13 protein-coding genes are annotated in these 16,427 nt (G+C 64.2%); 5 read left to right on the forward strand and 8 right to left on the reverse strand.

What is annotated here, in order from left to right:
• Nucleotides 1–435: 435 nt before the first annotated feature.
• Complete coding sequence (locus ACSFBF_RS14175; protein WP_435467944.1) at nucleotides 436–1,308, reverse strand: DMT family transporter; 873 nt, start codon at nucleotides 1,306–1,308, stop codon at nucleotides 436–438.
• Nucleotides 1,309–1,528: 220 nt separating this feature from the next.
• Here ACSFBF_RS14175 and ACSFBF_RS14180 point away from each other — a divergent pair, with 220 nt between their 5' ends.
• Nucleotides 1,529–3,166 (forward strand): alpha-amylase family glycosyl hydrolase, encoded by a 1,638-nt coding sequence (locus ACSFBF_RS14180; protein ID WP_435467947.1) that lies wholly within the window; start codon nucleotides 1,529–1,531, stop codon nucleotides 3,164–3,166.
• 4 nt (nucleotides 3,167–3,170) lie between these two features.
• On the opposite strand, the gene ACSFBF_RS14185 is transcribed toward ACSFBF_RS14180, so the two are convergent.
• From ACSFBF_RS14185 to ACSFBF_RS14200, 4 genes are read right to left on the reverse strand one after another with little or no spacing between them, the layout of a single operon-like run.
• Nucleotides 3,171–5,450, reverse strand: coding sequence for a CocE/NonD family hydrolase (locus tag ACSFBF_RS14185; protein WP_435467949.1), 2,280 nt, complete (start codon nucleotides 5,448–5,450; stop codon nucleotides 3,171–3,173).
• Between the two features lie 8 nt (nucleotides 5,451–5,458).
• Nucleotides 5,459–7,219, reverse strand: a complete 1,761-nt coding sequence (locus tag ACSFBF_RS14190) for an ABC transporter ATP-binding protein/permease (RefSeq protein ID WP_435468788.1) — start codon at nucleotides 7,217–7,219, stop codon at nucleotides 5,459–5,461.
• Nucleotides 7,216–8,616, reverse strand: coding sequence for a glycoside hydrolase family 15 protein (locus ACSFBF_RS14195; RefSeq protein ID WP_435467951.1), 1,401 nt, complete (start codon nucleotides 8,614–8,616; stop codon nucleotides 7,216–7,218). The genes ACSFBF_RS14190 and ACSFBF_RS14195 overlap by 4 nt, the downstream gene beginning before the upstream one ends.
• On the reverse strand, nucleotides 8,613–9,902 hold the full coding sequence (locus ACSFBF_RS14200) for a glucoamylase family protein (RefSeq protein ID WP_435467953.1): 1,290 nt from the start codon (nucleotides 9,900–9,902) through the stop codon (nucleotides 8,613–8,615). The genes ACSFBF_RS14195 and ACSFBF_RS14200 overlap by 4 nt, the downstream gene beginning before the upstream one ends.
• Nucleotides 9,903–10,041: 139 nt before the next feature.
• On the opposite strand from ACSFBF_RS14200, the gene ACSFBF_RS14205 reads away from it, so the two are divergent.
• The 3 genes from ACSFBF_RS14205 to ACSFBF_RS14215 all read left to right on the forward strand — a co-directional run bounded on the left by ACSFBF_RS14205 (nucleotide 10,042) and on the right by ACSFBF_RS14215 (nucleotide 13,677).
• A complete protein-coding gene (locus ACSFBF_RS14205) occupies nucleotides 10,042–12,186 on the forward strand; it encodes a glycoside hydrolase family 3 N-terminal domain-containing protein (RefSeq protein WP_435467955.1) in 2,145 nt (714 codons plus the stop codon).
• Nucleotides 12,187–12,481: 295 nt separating this feature from the next.
• Nucleotides 12,482–12,796 (forward strand): hypothetical protein, encoded by a 315-nt coding sequence (locus ACSFBF_RS14210; protein WP_435467957.1) that lies wholly within the window; start codon nucleotides 12,482–12,484, stop codon nucleotides 12,794–12,796.
• Between the two features lie 500 nt (nucleotides 12,797–13,296).
• A complete protein-coding gene (locus ACSFBF_RS14215) occupies nucleotides 13,297–13,677 on the forward strand; it encodes a hypothetical protein (RefSeq protein ID WP_435467959.1) in 381 nt (126 codons plus the stop codon).
• Between the two features lie 85 nt (nucleotides 13,678–13,762).
• On the opposite strand, the gene ACSFBF_RS14220 is transcribed toward ACSFBF_RS14215, so the two are convergent.
• Nucleotides 13,763–15,088 (reverse strand): hypothetical protein, encoded by a 1,326-nt coding sequence (locus tag ACSFBF_RS14220; RefSeq protein WP_435467961.1) that lies wholly within the window; start codon nucleotides 15,086–15,088, stop codon nucleotides 13,763–13,765.
• Between the two features lie 220 nt (nucleotides 15,089–15,308).
• On the opposite strand from ACSFBF_RS14220, the gene ACSFBF_RS14225 reads away from it, so the two are divergent.
• A complete protein-coding gene (locus ACSFBF_RS14225; protein ID WP_435467963.1) occupies nucleotides 15,309–15,578 on the forward strand; it encodes a hypothetical protein in 270 nt (89 codons plus the stop codon).
• A 29-nt stretch (nucleotides 15,579–15,607) separates the two neighbouring features.
• Here the strand turns inward: ACSFBF_RS14225 and ACSFBF_RS14230 are convergent, their stop codons facing one another.
• Together ACSFBF_RS14230 and ACSFBF_RS14235 are read right to left on the reverse strand one after the other, a co-directional pair.
• Nucleotides 15,608–16,039 (reverse strand): hypothetical protein, encoded by a 432-nt coding sequence (locus ACSFBF_RS14230; RefSeq protein ID WP_435467965.1) that lies wholly within the window; start codon nucleotides 16,037–16,039, stop codon nucleotides 15,608–15,610.
• 86 nt (nucleotides 16,040–16,125) lie between these two features.
• A complete protein-coding gene (locus tag ACSFBF_RS14235) occupies nucleotides 16,126–16,410 on the reverse strand; it encodes a hypothetical protein (protein WP_435467967.1) in 285 nt (94 codons plus the stop codon).
• Nucleotides 16,411–16,427: the final 17 nt, after the last annotated feature.

Consider the following 16,427-nt stretch of genomic DNA (forward strand, 5'->3'; position numbering starts at 1 on the left):
TCTCCTCCTGCAGGGATCGGATGGTTTCAGGCGACAACTTCTCGCAGATCTTCAAGACGACGCCAGCGAGATCGCCAGCAGCGGTAGCTTGTTCCTCATCGATGATCTCGATAGATTTCGCGTCGATCGCAGCCCGGTGACAAGCGTGGAGAACCTCTGCAGTCCAACGTCCGCTATGCGTGTTGGATGCGTTAGCGAAGAGGTACACGTCGGGAAATCGAACTCGATAAGACATGGCGCAATATAAGACGCTTCTGCCCAAATTCTGCAGCATGGCTAAGGCCCGCTATTGGCCGACTGTAGTCGGTCACTGCCTCCGGAGCCTTGGGGCCCAAGCCGTCGTGCAGTCATTGAAGGCTCTCACTTGAACTTGCCGCAACAGCATGCGGCTTTACACGCACGCTTCGCCGCAACTCAGATGGCCTGCCGCTTTTTCTATGCGGACCTCGGCGCTTCGTTTCGCGCCAGCCAAAGCCCACTCGCAACGATCAACGCCCCACCACCCAGCGTCCACGCATCAGGCGCGGCCTGCCAGAACAACCAGTCCAGCACAAGCGCCCAGGCGAGGGCGCTGTACTCGAAGGGGGCGATGGCGGCGGCCTGGCCGTGGCGGAAGGCCTCGGCGATGGCCAGCTGGCCCAGAAAGCCGCTGATGGCCAAACCCGCGAGCACCCACGCGTGCTGGGCCTGTATGGGCACCCATTGCGGCGCCGATAACAGGCTACCGCCCACTGCCATGCCGGCCGTGGTCCAGAAGACCAGCGCGGCGCTCGATTCGGTGCGGCTGATGAGCCGGCCCAGCATGTTCGACAGCGCATAGCAGACTGCGGCCACCAGAATCGCCACAGCGCCCACCGAGAGGAAAGCCCCCTGCTCGGGCCGCAGTGCGATGACGACACCGATGAAGCCCAGCCCGATGGCGATCCAGTGCCGCGGCTGGACCGATTCGCCCAGCATCGGCACGGCGATGAGCACCATCAGCAGCGGAGCGATGAAAGTGAGTGTGTAGGCCTCTGCCAGGCCCAGGGTCTTCAGGCCATGGACGAAGAGCACGAGCATCGTCATGTTCAGCGCGGTGCGCAGCAGGTGCAGGCGCCAACGCAGCCGGCGGCTGAAAACGCCGGCTGCCTCGCGCCGCCAGACGATGTACAGGCACACCAGGGGCAGGGCGGTGAGACCGCGCAGTGCCATCACCTGCACCGGCGGGTAGTGCCCGGCCAGGTTCTTGAGCAGCGCGTCCATGCAGGCGAAGAAGGCGCAAGCCAACAGCATCGCGGCGATGCCGCGCAGGGTTCCGGTCGATTGCATGGTCGGGTTGTCTCGCGGCAGTGGCCAGGGGAAGGGACTTGTTCTTGACCGCCCAGCATAGGTGCTGCGAACGTCTGGTCCTGGCCGATAGTACCCATCCGCAGGTATTGCCAGAACGTCGGAAGCCAGTGCTTGCGGTTCTTCCAGACTTGGCGGCGAACTCACGCTGTGCTTTCTGGAGAAAATGGACCCACCCGAAACCGGGCATGAGGGGATCAAGATGTCAGCCGACGACTGGTGGAAGTGCGGAATCGTCTATCAGGTCTACCCGCGTTCGTTCCAGGACAGCAACGGCGACGGCATCGGAGACCTGGGCGGAATCCGCGCCCGGCTGGATCATCTGGTCTCGCTCGGCGTCGATGCCGTCTGGATCTCGCCGATCTATCCCTCGCCGATGGCCGACTTCGGGTACGACATCTCCGATTTTTGCGACATCGATCCGCGCTTCGGCACGCTGCACGGCTTCGATGCGCTGGTGCAGGAGGCCCACGCGAGAGGGCTCAAGCTCATCCTGGACTTCGTGCCCAACCACACGTCGGACCGTCATCCGTGGTTTGTGCGCAGCCGCAGCGCACGCAGCGATCCGCGACGCGACTGGTACATCTGGCGCGACCCGGCGCCTGGCGGCGGGCCGCCCAACAACTGGCTCAGCAATTTCGGCGGCCCGGCCTGGGCCTTTGATTCGGCCACCGGCCAGTACTACTGCCATTCGTTCCTGAAGGAGCAGCCAGACCTCAACTGGCGCAACCCCGAAGTGCGAGCCGCGATGTACGAGGTGCTGCGCTTCTGGCTTCGGCGCGGCGTCGACGGATTCCGCGTCGACGTGCTCTCTCAGATCATCAAGGACGAGCAGTTCCGCGACAACCCGCCGAACCCGGACTTCGCCGAGGGCCAGGACCCATTTTTTCGCTGGCTGATGCTCTACAACACCGACCTGCCGGAGGTGCAGCCGATTGTGGCCGAGATGCGTCGCGTGGTCGACGCGTTCAGCGACACACGCTCGTCGCGCGTGCTGATCGGCGAGCTCTACCTGCCGCTCACACGCCTGGTCGCCTACTACGGACTCAACGGCCAAGGTGTGCTCGAAGGCGTGCAACTGCCCTTCAACTTTCAGCTGATCGCAACCGAGTGGCAGGCGGCGCGCATCGACCGCTTCGTGCGCGACTACGAAGCCGCCTTGCCCGCCGGCGCCCAGCCGAACTGGGTGCTGGGCAACCACGACAGATCCCGCATTGCGAGCCGCGTCGGGCCACAGATGGCGCGGCTCGCGGCCATGCTGCTGCTCACGCTGCGCGGCACGCCGACGCTCTACTACGGCGACGAGATCGGCATGACGGACGTTCCCATTCCCGCCGATGAAGTGCAGGACCCGTTCGAGAAGAACAAGCCCGGCATGGGCCTGGGTCGCGACCCGGAGCGAACACCCATGCAGTGGAGCGCCGCAGAGCATGCGGGCTTCACGACCGGTACGCCGTGGCTGCGCCTGGCAGCCGACTGGCCCACGAACAATGTGGAAGCGCAATCACACGACGCAGGGTCGATGCTGGCGCTCTACCGGCGCCTCATCGCGTTGCGCCGCGCGCAGCCTGCGCTGAACCGAGGCAACTATGAAGCGCTTGAAACCGAAGGCGAGGTGCTCGCCTATGCGCGCAACGGCGAAGGGCAGCGGCTGGTGGTGCTCTTGAACTTCGGCGCCACCCCGGCGCCGATTTCGCCAGCGTTGATGCCGCGCCAGCCGGTCGTGCTGGCATCGACCGATCCTGCGCGCACCGAGTTCATCAAGGGGCCCCTGGTGCTGGCGCCTTGCGAAGGCGTCGTTATCGGCGCCGTGAACGACAAAGGTCCGAGGACACGATGAGCAATCAAGACTTGCCGGTCTGGATCTCGACGTAGCTGCGCGCATGCCAGCGCACCCGAACGGGCCACTTCGCATCGGCGATGGTTTCCGAGTTCACGTCCTTGCCGCTGCCGTAGTTGATCTGCCGGTCGGGGCGCCTGTTGATGCTGATCAGCAGCACGATGCGACTGCCTGCCGCGAGCCTGCAAGCGGTCACGCGTTCGGCGGTGAACGCAAGCAGCTGACGCTCGCCGGCCCGAAGAAGCCGGCGACGCACGCGATGGCCGGCGTAGCTGGCGCGGAAGTCATAGGGATCGAACAGCAGTTGGTATTCGCCGCTTTCCGTCTGCTCGTACAGCGAGATGTTGAAGTCCACGTCCTGCCGCGAGGGCGTGATGTCGAACACGCCGCGCAGGCTGCCGACGATCTCGGTGTCCTCCGGGAGCGGATCACTGACAAAGCTGATGCTGTTGCGCGCCGGCAGTTGATTCGCGCGCAGCGCGTCCGGCCACGGGATGCGCACGTCGCGCCGATCGGCGAGATCGACCGAGAGCCGCGCGCTGCCACCGCCTTCGGACGGCGACGGCAACAGGCGGTGCGGCTCGTCGCGCTCGCGGGTGTCGAGGTAAAGGCGCAGCCGGGTGTGCTGGGGCGCGTCCAGCGTCGGCACATGGCGCCACTGGTCCGCGCCCATCACCTGGTAGTTGACGCGATCCATCAGCAGAGAAGGCTTGTTCGCGCCCTTCAGGATGTGGTCGAGCCATTGGTAGCGCAGCTCGGGCAGGTCGACGCGTGCGACGGGGTCAAGCGTGTAGCCGCGCAGCGTCGGCGCCGTGCCGCGCCGGATCGAGGCCGCGTCGTAGGGGCCGAGCAGCAGCGTCGTGTCGGCCTGCGGCCGGTTGCGACGATGCTCCTGGTGGAAGTAGAGCGCGCCGGCATCGGCACCGTAGTAGCCGGCGAAGCTGAGCACCGGGATGTCGATTCGCGCAAACTGCTCCGCCGACGGCAAGAACTTCTGCCAGTAGCGATCGTGGCTCGGGTGCGTCAGCCAGGTTCGGACCAACCTGCTGCGCTTGCCCAGCAGGACGCGGTCTATGTCCCAGTAGGGGCGATTGCCACGGTACCAGCGCGCGTCGAGTGCCTGCCATATCGCGTCCGGGCCTGCGTCTGCGTCGATGCCGGCCCGCAGGGGCTCGGCAGCCGCGTGCTCCTGCGCCCAGCGGACCATGGCGTTGCGGAAGATTTGCCCGGCCATCGGGAAGTCGATGCCCGGCGCCATCGGCGCGATCGTAGCGATAGCCTTGAGTGCCGCCGGCCTTCTGCGGGCGGCGGCCCAGGCGGCGTAGCCGGAGTAGCCGTCGCCGAGCATGGCGACGCGACCGTCGCTCCACGCCTGCCGGGCAATCCAGTCGATGACGGCGACGGCGTCTTCACCGTCGCGAACGAACGGCCACACGGCGCCCTTGCCGTCGGGTGTGCGTCCGCGCACGTACGCCGTGACGCCGACGTAGCCTTTGGCGGCGCTGAGATGCGCGTCGTCCTCGGCGGGATCGAGCGTGAAGCGCAGCAGCGTCGGCAGGGCTGCGTTCGCGCGGCCGGGCCGAATCAGGCTGGCATGGATGACACCCCCGCGCACGGGAATCCTGACGTCAGTCTCTGCCACGTAACGGTTGCGGTTTTCCGCCGCGAACAACTCGGGCAGCAGCGCACTGAAGCTGCGACGCGACTGGTACGAAAGCCAGGTTCGCACGAGCGCCAGCGCATCGGCCTCCGGGAGGCTGCCCTTCGCGCGCCAGAGGTCGAAAGCCTGACGCAGCGGCTCTCTGTACACCGCCAGCGGGGTTTCGAGCCGCGCCATGATGGCCTGGGCCTGCGCGTTGTCGAGCGGCGACACCAGCTCCCGGAACGAGCGCGCGTAGGCTTCGGCGAAGCCTATGCGCTGGTCCGCTTCGAGCAAGCGTGCGTGCGCATAGATGCCGTCGAGGATCGCACGCTCGATCAGGCCGTCGAACGGCTTGCCCTGGCGGCGGCTGCGTAGGGACGCGCTGCTGTCGTAGGCTGCACGGTAGGCGCCGCTGACGATCTGCAGGGCTGTCACGTTGGCCAGGAAGACATCGGTGTCCGCCTCCTGGTACACCGGCAAGATGCGCTCGGCCAGATCCCGCATCAGGTCCGCCGCGGTGGCATCGTCAGGATCGCGCGGTGGCCGGAACCCAAAATCCGCCGCCCAGGACCAGGTTGACCAGGCGGGCAGCGCAAAAATCAGTCGCATGAGGGCGCGACGCGCACGACTGACGGTTGACACGGGGCGTCTCATGGTCGCTGCTCCTCGGGCACGGCGTTCGGCGCTTTGACCAGGTGCACCACCTGCGTGAACAGCCGGTCGTGCGCCTCTCCGGCCGAGCCTATGTGAACAATGCCCGTGTGCGTGAGCTTGCCCAGCACGTCGATGATGAGTTCGAGCGTGTCGTCGTCGAACGCGCCGAAGGCTTCGTCCATCACCAGCCAGGGCGGTGCCTGCAGCACCACGCGGGCGAAGCCCAGCCGCAGCTGCTCGTCCATGCTGAGCTCGCTCTCCCAGCGCCCCGTCTTGTTCAGCAATGGTTCCAAACGCTGGAGGCCCACACTCGCCAGCGCGGCCACCATGGCTTCTCTCGGATAGGTCGACGGCTCCATCGCATACGACAGCACTTCGGCCAGCGTGCCGCGGGGAATGTAAGGCGTGCCGCGCGGCATGTAGTGAATCGTCTCGCCGGCGGGCCGGCGCACGGTGCCGCAGCCCCAGGGCCAGAGGCCCGCGAGCGCCCGGAACAGCAAGGTCTTCTCGGTGCCCGGTGTGCCGAGAATCAAGACGCGCTGACCGCGGTGCAAGACGAGACCCGGTGCGTCCAGCCGATCGTGGCCGCTCCAGGAGCGAACCTCGAGCGCTTCGATCGCGAGCGTCCCGGCTTCGCTCTCCTCATAGGCGATGCGGCTGCCGCCTGCCTGTGCCTCCAGATCGGAGGCCAGCATCCGACGCAGGTCGGCGACACGCAGCAGCGTGGCGCGCCAGTCGGCAATGATGCTGAAGTTGTCGACGAACCAGCGCAGCGACGACTGCGCCTGCGTGAAGGCCGCGGCAGCCATCATCAAGCCACCGAACGAAACCTTCCCCGAGAAGTAGAGGGGGGCGGCCACCAGTGTCGGCGCGATGATGGTGACCCAGCCGAAGCCCGCGGTGACCCAGGTCAGGTTGGTCAGCCCGAGCACCACGCGCGACGTGGCGCGCAAGACGTCGCCGAAATGCATGGCGACGCGACGCTTCTCGTCGGCCTCGCCACCAGCCAGGGAGATGCCGTCGAGATGCTCGTTGATGCGCGTCAGCGAGAAGCGCAATTCGCCTTCACGCGCGTAGCGCTCGGCGTTGCGCGAGATCAGGCCGTTGCCGACCCAGTAGGTGACCAGCGAGCCGGCGATCGCATAGGCAATTGCCGCCCACAACATGAAGCCCGGCAACACGTGGTCCTTGCCGTCGAAGAAGAGGCTGAAGTCCTTGGAGAGGACCCACAGCACGCTCGCGAAGCTGCCGAACAGCATCGCTGCCTGCAACAGACCCACGCCGAGGGTGACCGACAGATCGCACAGCTTCAGCGTGTCGTCGTGCATGCGCTGATCCGGATGGGCCCCCATCGGGCCGCTGGCCTGGAGCCAGAACGCCCGGCGCGGCTGCAGCCACAGCCCCACGATGTCATTGACCACGGCCTCGCGCAGCTTCAGCTGCAAGGTTTCGCCAAGCCACCTCTGCGCGACATTCAAGACCAGCAGCACGCCCGCAATGATCGCGAAGACGCCTACCTGCACGACGAATTCGCTCAGGTCGCGACGCGAGATCGCATCGTAGAACGGCTTGTTCCAGCTATTGAGCTCGATCTGTCCATACGCCGTGAGCGCGACGACCACGACGATCGCGCCCATCAGTACGACAAGCGTTTTCGCGACCGGGGACACCCGCAAGGCGCCGAGCAACTCGCTGACCTGACGGAAGAAACCGACCTTTGCAGCCGGCTCGACACGGTTCCCTGGCCTTGCGTTCATCGCCACTGCGGCGCCTGACAAGCGGCGGCCGCGATGCGGCGCGCCGAGACACACGAAATGAATGCGGCGTGGCTCCAGGCCAGTTGCTTCGCCGAGGTCTGCGCGCCGCTGTGCTGGTCGAACTGTTCCGACAGATCACCACCGGCCGGCGTGTATGCGCGTACGGTGGCGAGGTAGGCGTCGCCGCGCTCCATCCATTGGCTCCAACGGCGTGCATCGCCGCCCATCGCCGCAGCGCGGAAACAGAACTCGGCGGCGCCGAGCGTCGAGAAGTAGTACGCGCCGCCCGAGTAGTACACGTCGCCGGCGTACCGACCCATCGCCGCGCCACGGCCTGCAGCACGGCCGTGGTTGATCGGATAGGCCGCATCGAACAGCGCGTCGAGTCGCGCCAGCGTGGCCTGCATGCGCGGATCGGTCGGTCCATGCGCAGCCTCGGTGCCGAGGCTATGGATCGCCGACAGGATCACCGCGATGTCCAGCGCCTTCGGACTGGGCTGGCCGTCCGCCAGCACGCGCGAACGGTAGTAGCCGCGCGCCGAGTCGCGATCGTCGGGCAGTTCATCTACCCAGTAGTCGTCGAGCAGGCGGAGCACAGCCTGCGACTCCTCCCGGCAGCGCTGCGCCTGCGCCGTGTCGCCCAGGCCCTCCAGCCATGCCGCGCCTTCGGCCAGAGCGGCCCCTGCAACGCGCAGCGTGTAGTAGTGATGGCCGCTTTCCTCCTCCCAGATGTCGTACGACGGCTCGCGCCAGTGACGCAGCGTGAAGTCGATGTCGAAGCGAATCAGCGGCGTGACCTCCGCCAGCAGGGCCGCGTCGAGGTGCCCGCCGGCCGCCCAGCGCAGCAGCGCCAGCGCGCGCAATGGCGGCCCGTCGTGCTGGGGGCGCGCCCACCGGAGGATGTCGAGCGTACCGTCGGGGTTCACCCTCGTTTCGGCGACGACGGCATCGCCGTGGACGCTCGCGAGGTCATGGTCCTCGCGCAGAAACTGCAGGAGTTCGGGGGCCACGCGCGCTCTGCGGCCCTGCACCGCGGCAACCGCGCGGCCGTCGAGTCCGTTCACGGCAAGGCTGAAGCGGGTGAAATCGCGCAGATGCTGCAGGGCTTCGTCGCCGATGCGTCGGTCGACGTAGAGCAGGCGCAATGCATCGATGACGACAGCAGAGTCCCGGAACCAATGAAAGAAGTAGTCCGGGTCTGGGTCGTAATTACCAAGCACGGGCGAGGCGACGATGGCTCCGGCGACCGGCCTTATGGTCTGGCCGAAGCCTTCGCGGTGCTTGACGATCGACACCGGCGAGATACTTGACAGCATCGCGCTCGCCGAATGGGACAACTGCCCTTCGAGCCAGGACTCGAAAGCCGGGTCTTGCTGGCTCGCCACGCTGAAGGTCACGGTGCAGGCGACCCGAGATGCGGGCTGCTGAAGTCCAGGCGGCGCAGCCCGGTCTGCACTTCGGGCACGCTCATGAACAGTTTCCACAGAAGGCCCGTGCGATGGTTCTCCATCATCACGACGATTGGGCCCTGGTCGATGGCGAGAAAAGTCTCCGCGAACCAATCGCGCCGTTCGCAGAACGCATCGACGAAGCCGTAGTCCTTCCACAATCGCGTGCCATGCACCGTGAGGAGATGCCGCAGAACCCGCATCACCTCGGTGGGCGCATACGGCAGGCTGGCCAGCGCGGCCGTCGGCGAAATGGTGCCGTTGTCGATGTCAGGGGCGTGCGCGAGGTAGCCGTCGGGGTCGTCGCTGGCGGTCAGGCCCCAGCACGATTCGCCGTAGCCCGGGTGGCCCTGAGGATTGGCGACGCAGTGCGCACGGTTGATCTGCAGGTGGCGGCAGTTGAGATCCCAGTAGTCGGCGTAGCGATCCTTCAGGCCGCGCGGATCGAGGCCGCAGAACGAGTAATGCGTGAAGAACAGCGGGCCGCCGTACGGCATGCCCAGCGGTATCTCGATGCCGTAGTACGACCGGCCGTTGAGGAAGCCGGACCCCGCCGCGAAGCCGCGGTGGTACACCCGCGGATCGATCGCATGGCGCGGCGCGGCCGCGGCCAGCAGGTAGGTGATGAGGCACTCGTTCCAGCCGCGCACTTCATGGTTCATCGCCCAGCCGTGGTTCGGGCTCCAGTGCCAGTACAGAACGTCCCGTCCGCCCTGGGTGAACCAGTTCCATTCGACGTCGTGCCACAGCGTGTCGATGTCGCTGCGCAACCGGCGCGCCGCGGCCGTGTCCTCGCTGAAATACTGGCGCGCACAGAGCAGGCCCATGCAGAGGAACGAGGTCTCGACCAGATCGCCCGCGTCGTCCTTGGGGCTCATCGGGATCGTCTCGCCACTCGCTGCATCCATGAAGTGGGGGAAGGCGCCGTGGTAGCGCCTGGCGCGAAAGAGGGCGTCCCGCATGCGCCCCAGGCGCTCCAGCGCCGCGTTTCGCGTGACCCAGCCGCGCTCCACCGCGACGATCATGGCCATGATGCCGAAGCCCGTGCCGCCGATCGCGACCCTGTCGTCGGCCAGGTCTTCGCCCGTGGCGCTGACGAGCGTGCGGCGGTCGAGCGCCAAGCCGCTGTCGGCATCCGCACCGTCCCAGAAATATCGGAAGGTCTGCCGCTGCACGGCGTCGATCAAGGCCTCATCGGGCAGGGCTGCCAGTGCCCTCGGGTTCCTGTCATCCATCAACACGAACGGCTCCTTTCGTTGTTGTCCCGGGTGTCACTTTTGGTTTCACCGAATCATCGGCGGCGCCACGTGGCAGAGGGCTCTCCGCCCGCAGCATGCCATCATTAAGGCCCTTGGGTTCTATTCGAAATCCCTGATGAGCCGCATCGACACCCTCTTGGCCCGGATGACACTAGCCGAAAAGCTGGGTCAACTGACGATGACTGCCTCCGGCTACACGGTCACCGGGCCGGTGCTCGCGGGGGACTCCACGCAGTCGATCATCGACGGCACCGTCGGCAATCTTCTGAACATGGTCGGCGCCGGCCCCACGCACGAGATGCAGCGACTGGCCGTCGAGAAGTCACGGCTCGGCATTCCGCTGCTGATTGGCCTGGACATCATTCATGGCCATCGCACGCTCTTTCCGATCCCGCTTGCGGAGGCCGGCACCTTCGACGAAGACCTCTGGGAGCGCACGGCGCGGGAAGCCGCGCGCGAAGGCGCTGCCGACGGCCTGGCGATGACTTTCGCGCCGATGCTCGATGTATCGCGCGATCCCCGCTGGGGCCGCACCGCGGAAGGACCCGGCGAAGACCCCTGGCTCAACGCGCGCATCGCGCAGGCCAAGGTGCGCGGCTTTCAGGGGGCCGATCTGTCGTCGGCCGAATCGCTGGCCGCCTGTGCGAAGCATTTCGTCGCGTACGGCGCAGTCACCGCGGGGCGGGAGTACGCCGCCGTGGACATCTCCGAGCGCACCTTGCACGAGGTGCACCTGCCGGGCTTCGCAGCAGCGGTGCGTGCCGGCGTCGCAACGCTGATGCCCGCCTTCACCGATCTCAATGGTGTGCCGATGACGGCGCACATCCCCTTGCTGCGCGACTGGCTGCGCGGCGAGATGGGCTGGGACGGCGTCATCGTCAGCGACTACAACGCGATCGCGGAAATGATCAAGCACGGCGTCGCGGCCGATCTCGTCGACGCCGCGGTACTGGCGCTGAAGGCCGGCGTCGACATCGACATGATGGCCGACGCGTATCGCAAGGGCCTGCCGATTGCGCTCGAGCAGGGACGGGTGACGATCGAAGAGATCGACGCGAGCGTGCGCCGCGTGTTGCGGCTCAAGGAGCAGCTCGGTCTGTTCGACGACCCCTACCGCCGCGGCGCGACACCGGAACTCGCGACGGTTGTCGCCGAGCGGCACGCTGTGGCGCGCGACGCCGCGCGCAAGGCCATCGTCATGCTGAAGAACGAGCGGGACGCCCTGCCTTTGCCTGCTGCGGCGAAGGCGCTGTGCGTTATCGGCCCGCTGGCCGACGCAAGCACCGAGATGAAAGGCCCGTGGTGGGGTGCCGGCGAACACGAGCCGGCCGCGAGCGTGCTTGCCGGCTTGCGCGCCGCGCTGCCGCAGACCGACATACGCCACGCGTCGGGCGTCGCCATCGAGAGTGATGACGACAGCGGCATCGAAGCTGCCGTCGCGCTGTGCGACGGCGTCGACGCCGTCCTGCTGTGCCTGGGCGAGCGTGCCACGATGAGCGGCGAGGCCGCGAGCCGCGCCACGCCCGCGCTTCCCGGCCAGCAACAGGCTCTGGCCGAAGCGGTGACGGCACGTGCACACGCGCTCGGCATCCCCGTCGTCGCAATCTTGTTCTCGGGCCGCCCGCTCGTCGTCCCCTGGCTGGCCGAACACGCCGATGCGCTGCTGGCTGCGTGGTTTCTCGGCGTCGAAGCCGGCCATGCGATCGCCGACGTGGTCACGGGCCGGGTAACGCCTGGCGGTCGCACACCGATGAGCTGGCCGCGCGCCGTCGGGCAGCTGCCGATCTACTTCGGCCAGCGTCCCACCGGCCGGCCGATGAATCCCGCCGACTACTTCACGAGCAGGTACCAGGACGTCGAAAATACGCCGCTGTATGCCTTCGGCCACGGCTTGACCTACGGCCAATTTGTCTACGACGAGCTTCAGGTCGAGCCGCGGCGCGTGCGCGAGCAGGACACGCTGAAGATCAACGTCAGACTGCGTAACGTTGGCGCGCGCGAGGCTGAAGAGACCGTCTTCCTGTTCGTTCGCGGCAAGCTAGGCCGTGTCACCCGGCCGCTGCTGGAACTCAAGGGCTACGCGAAGCTGCGATTGATGCCGGGCGTTGCCGGCTCGGTGAGCCTGGAGCTGCCGGTGGCCGAGTTGCGCTACCTCGGGCCGGACCTGCAGCCTTTGTTCGAGGCGGGCGAAGTCGAGATCCTCGTCGGGCCGAGTGCCGAGCAATCAGGGTTGCTGCGGCAGACCATCGAGTTGTGTTGAAGCCCTAGGGGGTAGGGGCATACCGTTGCCCGTGGCTATACTGCGCCGGTCGCGTCAAAAAGAGGCGTGATCGGGCTTGGACTCCCGTTGAAATCACTGCGACGCAAGCCGCAGTCACCCCGCAGGGTCTGCGGCTTCGTCGTTCGTGCTTCCAGTTTTGGCGGCTCGATGGGCGGGCGCGAGCCCGGCCGGTTTCACGCAAGTGGTTTCCCGGTAGTCCAACCCGCCGAGCCGCCGCCCCCGCTTGGACTCGGGTGCGTCGGTTTCAGCAAACCGAAACCCTTGGAGGCCATTCATGGCTGCATCTGCTCGCGCATCTGCGCGCGTCTCTTCACTTCCCGAATCTTCTGAAACTGCCAGCGCTGAATCGCTTGTGCTGCAGGCTTGTGATGACATCGACAGCTTTCACGCTGTGTATCGCGCTTATGCGTGTCTCGAAAAACTCATCGTTCCGCAACGTGTGAACGACAGCGAAGAGGTCTATCCGACGCGCGCCGAACTCGGCGCTCTGGTGCGGCTGGTCAATGAAGAACTGCAGCGGCGTATCGAGGCGGCCGAGGCCACGATTCAGTCGTGGCGTGTTGCCGCAGGCGAGGGCGGTGCGCAATGAAAAGCTCGCCATGAACCGTCGGCTTTGGGCCTCTTTGCTCCGGCCTTGCGCGAAGCTACAGTTGGCCAGCAGCGTTCGTTGGATTTGGCGGCCCGTCAGCGGAGGAGCTGCTGCAAAATTGCCGATCTCATGACTTTTATCTGGCCCCGTCTAACCAAGGTCTTGTCTGCATGGAGCATCGCCACACTGTGCGCGTGCGGTGCCTTCGTGCTGCACGCGAGGAGTCTTCCTGCGGACGATCTGTTGATGGCCAGCACGCTCGGCTTCCAAGTCATGACGAGCCTTTTAATGGTCGCGCTGCCGAGCTCGCTTTGTCTCTTCGTTTTCTTGGGAGTGGGCGCGATAGTCAAAGGATGGCTTGCTGGGCGCGGCGCGGGCATCTCCAAGGGGAGTTGCCGCTGACGGCAAGAACCAGTCGTTTGCCGCTCCTGCAGAATGCGACCGGTGGATGTTTTCAGTACTCGCGCAAAGCGCACATCGACAAGCCAGTCCAAATCATCATGAATGAACAAGAATGGATTGAAATCGTTCAAGCACTCGGAGCGTCAGATGTTGACATTGCCGTGGATGCGGCTGAGCGCTTGGATGTACGAGCAAGCGTTGATGACGTGCCTCGCTTGCTGACCCTGCTGCGACATGAAGATTTCTTTATCCGCGAGGCCGCCGCCTGGCCGTTGTGTCACCTAGCAGGGCCTCTAGTTTTGAAGGAGCTTTTCACTGCCTACCAATTGGGCTTTGAGCAAGGCCATGACAACGATGGCTTCACTGCCGCCCTGCTTGACATGGATCTGGCCAACGCCAAGAAACCCCTCGGCGCGTTGCTCGAAATCGGCGATGAAATCGAGAAATCTCACGCGGCTTGGCTGCTCCAGTTTTGCTAGCGGTTTCGCCGCCCAAAGCGGAAGTAGGGTCTCCCCAGATGCGGACGTTCAAGGAGTTCATCGGCTGCGGGTGCTAGTTGTTGCCCTATCGCACAGCAGGGCCCTCCGGTAAACGCGCCAACGCCTCGGTAAGCAATGCGTCTGGATCCCCGGGCACAAAAATTCGATTGAATGCGTTGGCGAGGTCCTCGCTGGCTATCAGAATGACACCATGCCGGAGCGCTTGGTCTTGATTGGCAATCTGCTCGCGAGGGATCCTGCAAACTAGCGCGGCTGATACAGGGTTGAGATGGCGGTTTTCCGTCAGGGCGCGAACCATTGAGGTTCGACGGTCGACCAGTTTGCCGATCTTCGACGCAAAGTCCGCAACCCTCGTTGTGCATTCGACTATGACCACCCTCCCGCCTAGTGTAGCTGCCACGATGTCCGGTGAGTCCGTCTCCAAAGGAATCACAGGAGTGAATCCGAGTAAGAACAAGAGAGCCGCAACACCTCGCTCGAACTTCGCAGACTCTGGTGCGTCGAACACGGCCGACCGGACCATTCGAAGGTCCTTGTCAAAGTGCTGCATGGTTAGTAGTCGAATGTTCCGCGCCTTATCCGGATCACTGAACCACTGGCGCCGAACGTTCGTACCACCAATCATCAACATGGCAAGTACGGAGTCGGCGTCTGTCACCTCGATCTCGGCCACTCCCACACGTAGTCCGTTTTTGGGGCGGCGCCAGCGGACTTGATTCGCGACTTGCCTCCTTGCTACCAAGCCCTGGCTAGGGGCGACACGGATTGCCACGTCCATTCGGGAGGTGTCAAAAGTCGAATGCGCGTGGAGCGTCAACTTGAATCTGTTTTGTCTAAGAGAAGACATCTCAATGATCAAGTCGCATGGGGGCGATAACCGCAATTGAATCTGCGATGCAGCACCCGCCTCCGGTGCTTGCAGGCCAAGCCATCCACAAAGATCAACCAATCCATCGAATGGAAGTTCGTGCATCCTGAGCGCATTGTCGACCTCCGCCAAATCGGTGCTTAAAGGTATCGCGGTATGGTCAGAGACCATCGAGAGATGAAGCGTGGAGTACCAACGATCCCGAAAGCTCATCTCGGAGGAATAGTCCGCGACCCGCAGCCTTAGCTGATGGTCGTGAATGTCGATGCGGCCACCAATGGCGTCACGAAGCACCCCTAGAACCTCGGTTTTTCTTCTAACAAGTCGTTGTACTTGCCCAGCAACGAGGCGCGGCGTGTCGATCTGAAAGTTCGATTCGACGTTCGGTCGCACCGGGCTAAGATAGATCGATGCTTGCCAGAGGGTTATGCCAGACGATCCTCTCTCAGCGACGTATCGAATGTCGACCCAATATCCATTGCAGAGCCACGCTTCCGCGGCGATCAGGAACGCATCAACCATTTCTCTAATTCCTCAAGAGTACAACTCGCCCTCCCAATTGCGAACAGGATGCTTTGCCAGTGTCCGCTTGTGGCCGACTGTAGCCGGTTGCGACCGGCGGAGCTTTGGGCCCATGCCGGAAGTAGCCGCGACTCGACGAAACGCCGCTAAGCGGGCATTAGTTCGGACTGAGGCCGGTGACGAACGCTATCCTCTCACTCCCAACCGAGGAGCTACTGACATGGGTGCTAGCAAGATTCGCTTTAACGATGTTCCCTATCGACAGGGATTCTTGGAAGTCACCAATATTCACCCTGGTCACATCAACATCGAGACCTGGGAAATTCATCCTGATCTCGACATCTCCGAAAAGCAATTCGACGACAAAGCGATCACCGACGATTGTGTAGTGGCGAACACGGAGATCGAGTTGAGCGTCGAGCAGGCAAAGGCATTGGTTGCAGGCCTTGAAGCCGCTATCGCGAATGCCTCAGAAAGCGGACGTGATTGAGCGGCAGGTAGTGGCCGACGGCGGCCATCCTAGCTGCCCAAGGCCACCCGATCTACACGCCCGGCGTCTAAGGTCTTGCCAACGATCCTCGTGGCCAGCGCAGCAACCCGAAGGGACGGCGGCAACTGGTCAACTGTCAAAGGACTGACAGGTCGGCAAACCATTTCGTACGCGGACGTTGCATGGATGGAAGTCTTGTGCACATCCGTCCAGTCGAACGAAAAAAATCCTCGCTCAGCCAACGCCACGAAATCATCGGGTCGGGGATAGGGAATTTTCAACTCGACTGCACACACAACCGACAGCATCAGTGCCTGTTCTTCCGCGTTGTGAATCCAAGGCCGTGCAGTCCAGGGGATAGGGCCATCACCGCCAGTCGCAAACATGCCGACTTGCTGCAGTGAATCAGCAGCTATCCAGAAAATATCGAATCCTTCAGATGAAGGCGTGTCAGGTTGCATGGTGAGACCGTACTTGGATTTCCGCTTCTGGCCGACATTGGCCGGTCGCCTGGCGGTTTCGATGCAAGCATCTCAGATGCTTGGCTTCAGCGGTAATCAGAAAGACGGGTTGGATTGCCGGCCTTGATAACTCGGCCTCTGAATCTGACGTGCCAATCCGGGTCCCACTCTTTGTGTGCGTGTATGTGGAGACCGTCCTCCACGGGGGCCACGTCGAGAGGCAGCAGGTTGTCAGTGGGTTGCGCAAGCAGTTCCACCTCATCGCCAGGCTCAAGGATTACCTCTTCAGGGGCCATTTCAAGATACAGCGTCATAGCGAAAGCGGTTTCGTTCTTGAATCTGCCAACCACTGGGTAATTTTCTGACGTCATGGCGAAGGTCTGTTATG

Origin of the sequence: Variovorax nivicola (genome assembly GCF_051216475.1) — a bacterium.
Classification (GTDB): domain Bacteria; phylum Pseudomonadota; class Gammaproteobacteria; order Burkholderiales; family Burkholderiaceae_C; genus Variovorax.

Excerpts from the sequence above, each read along its gene's own strand:
- ACSFBF_RS14175 (WP_435467944.1), bottom strand. The coding sequence starts at position 1,308 with ATGCAATCGACCGGAACCCTGCGCGGCATCGCCGCGATGCTGTTGGCT.
- ACSFBF_RS14180 (WP_435467947.1), top strand. The coding sequence starts at position 1,529 with ATGTCAGCCGACGACTGGTGGAAGTGCGGAATCGTCTATCAGGTCTAC.
- ACSFBF_RS14190 (WP_435468788.1), bottom strand. The coding sequence starts at position 7,219 with ATGAACGCAAGGCCAGGGAACCGTGTCGAGCCGGCTGCAAAGGTCGGT.
- ACSFBF_RS14200 (WP_435467953.1), bottom strand. The coding sequence starts at position 9,902 with ATGGATGACAGGAACCCGAGGGCACTGGCAGCCCTGCCCGATGAGGCC.
- ACSFBF_RS14205 (WP_435467955.1), top strand. The coding sequence starts at position 10,042 with ATGAGCCGCATCGACACCCTCTTGGCCCGGATGACACTAGCCGAAAAG.
- ACSFBF_RS14210 (WP_435467957.1), top strand. The coding sequence starts at position 12,482 with ATGGCTGCATCTGCTCGCGCATCTGCGCGCGTCTCTTCACTTCCCGAA.
- ACSFBF_RS14215 (WP_435467959.1), top strand. The coding sequence starts at position 13,297 with ATGAATGAACAAGAATGGATTGAAATCGTTCAAGCACTCGGAGCGTCA.
- ACSFBF_RS14220 (WP_435467961.1), bottom strand. The coding sequence starts at position 15,088 with ATGGTTGATGCGTTCCTGATCGCCGCGGAAGCGTGGCTCTGCAATGGA.
- ACSFBF_RS14225 (WP_435467963.1), top strand. The coding sequence starts at position 15,309 with ATGGGTGCTAGCAAGATTCGCTTTAACGATGTTCCCTATCGACAGGGA.
- ACSFBF_RS14230 (WP_435467965.1), bottom strand. The coding sequence starts at position 16,039 with ATGCAACCTGACACGCCTTCATCTGAAGGATTCGATATTTTCTGGATA.
- ACSFBF_RS14235 (WP_435467967.1), bottom strand. The coding sequence starts at position 16,410 with ATGACGTCAGAAAATTACCCAGTGGTTGGCAGATTCAAGAACGAAACC.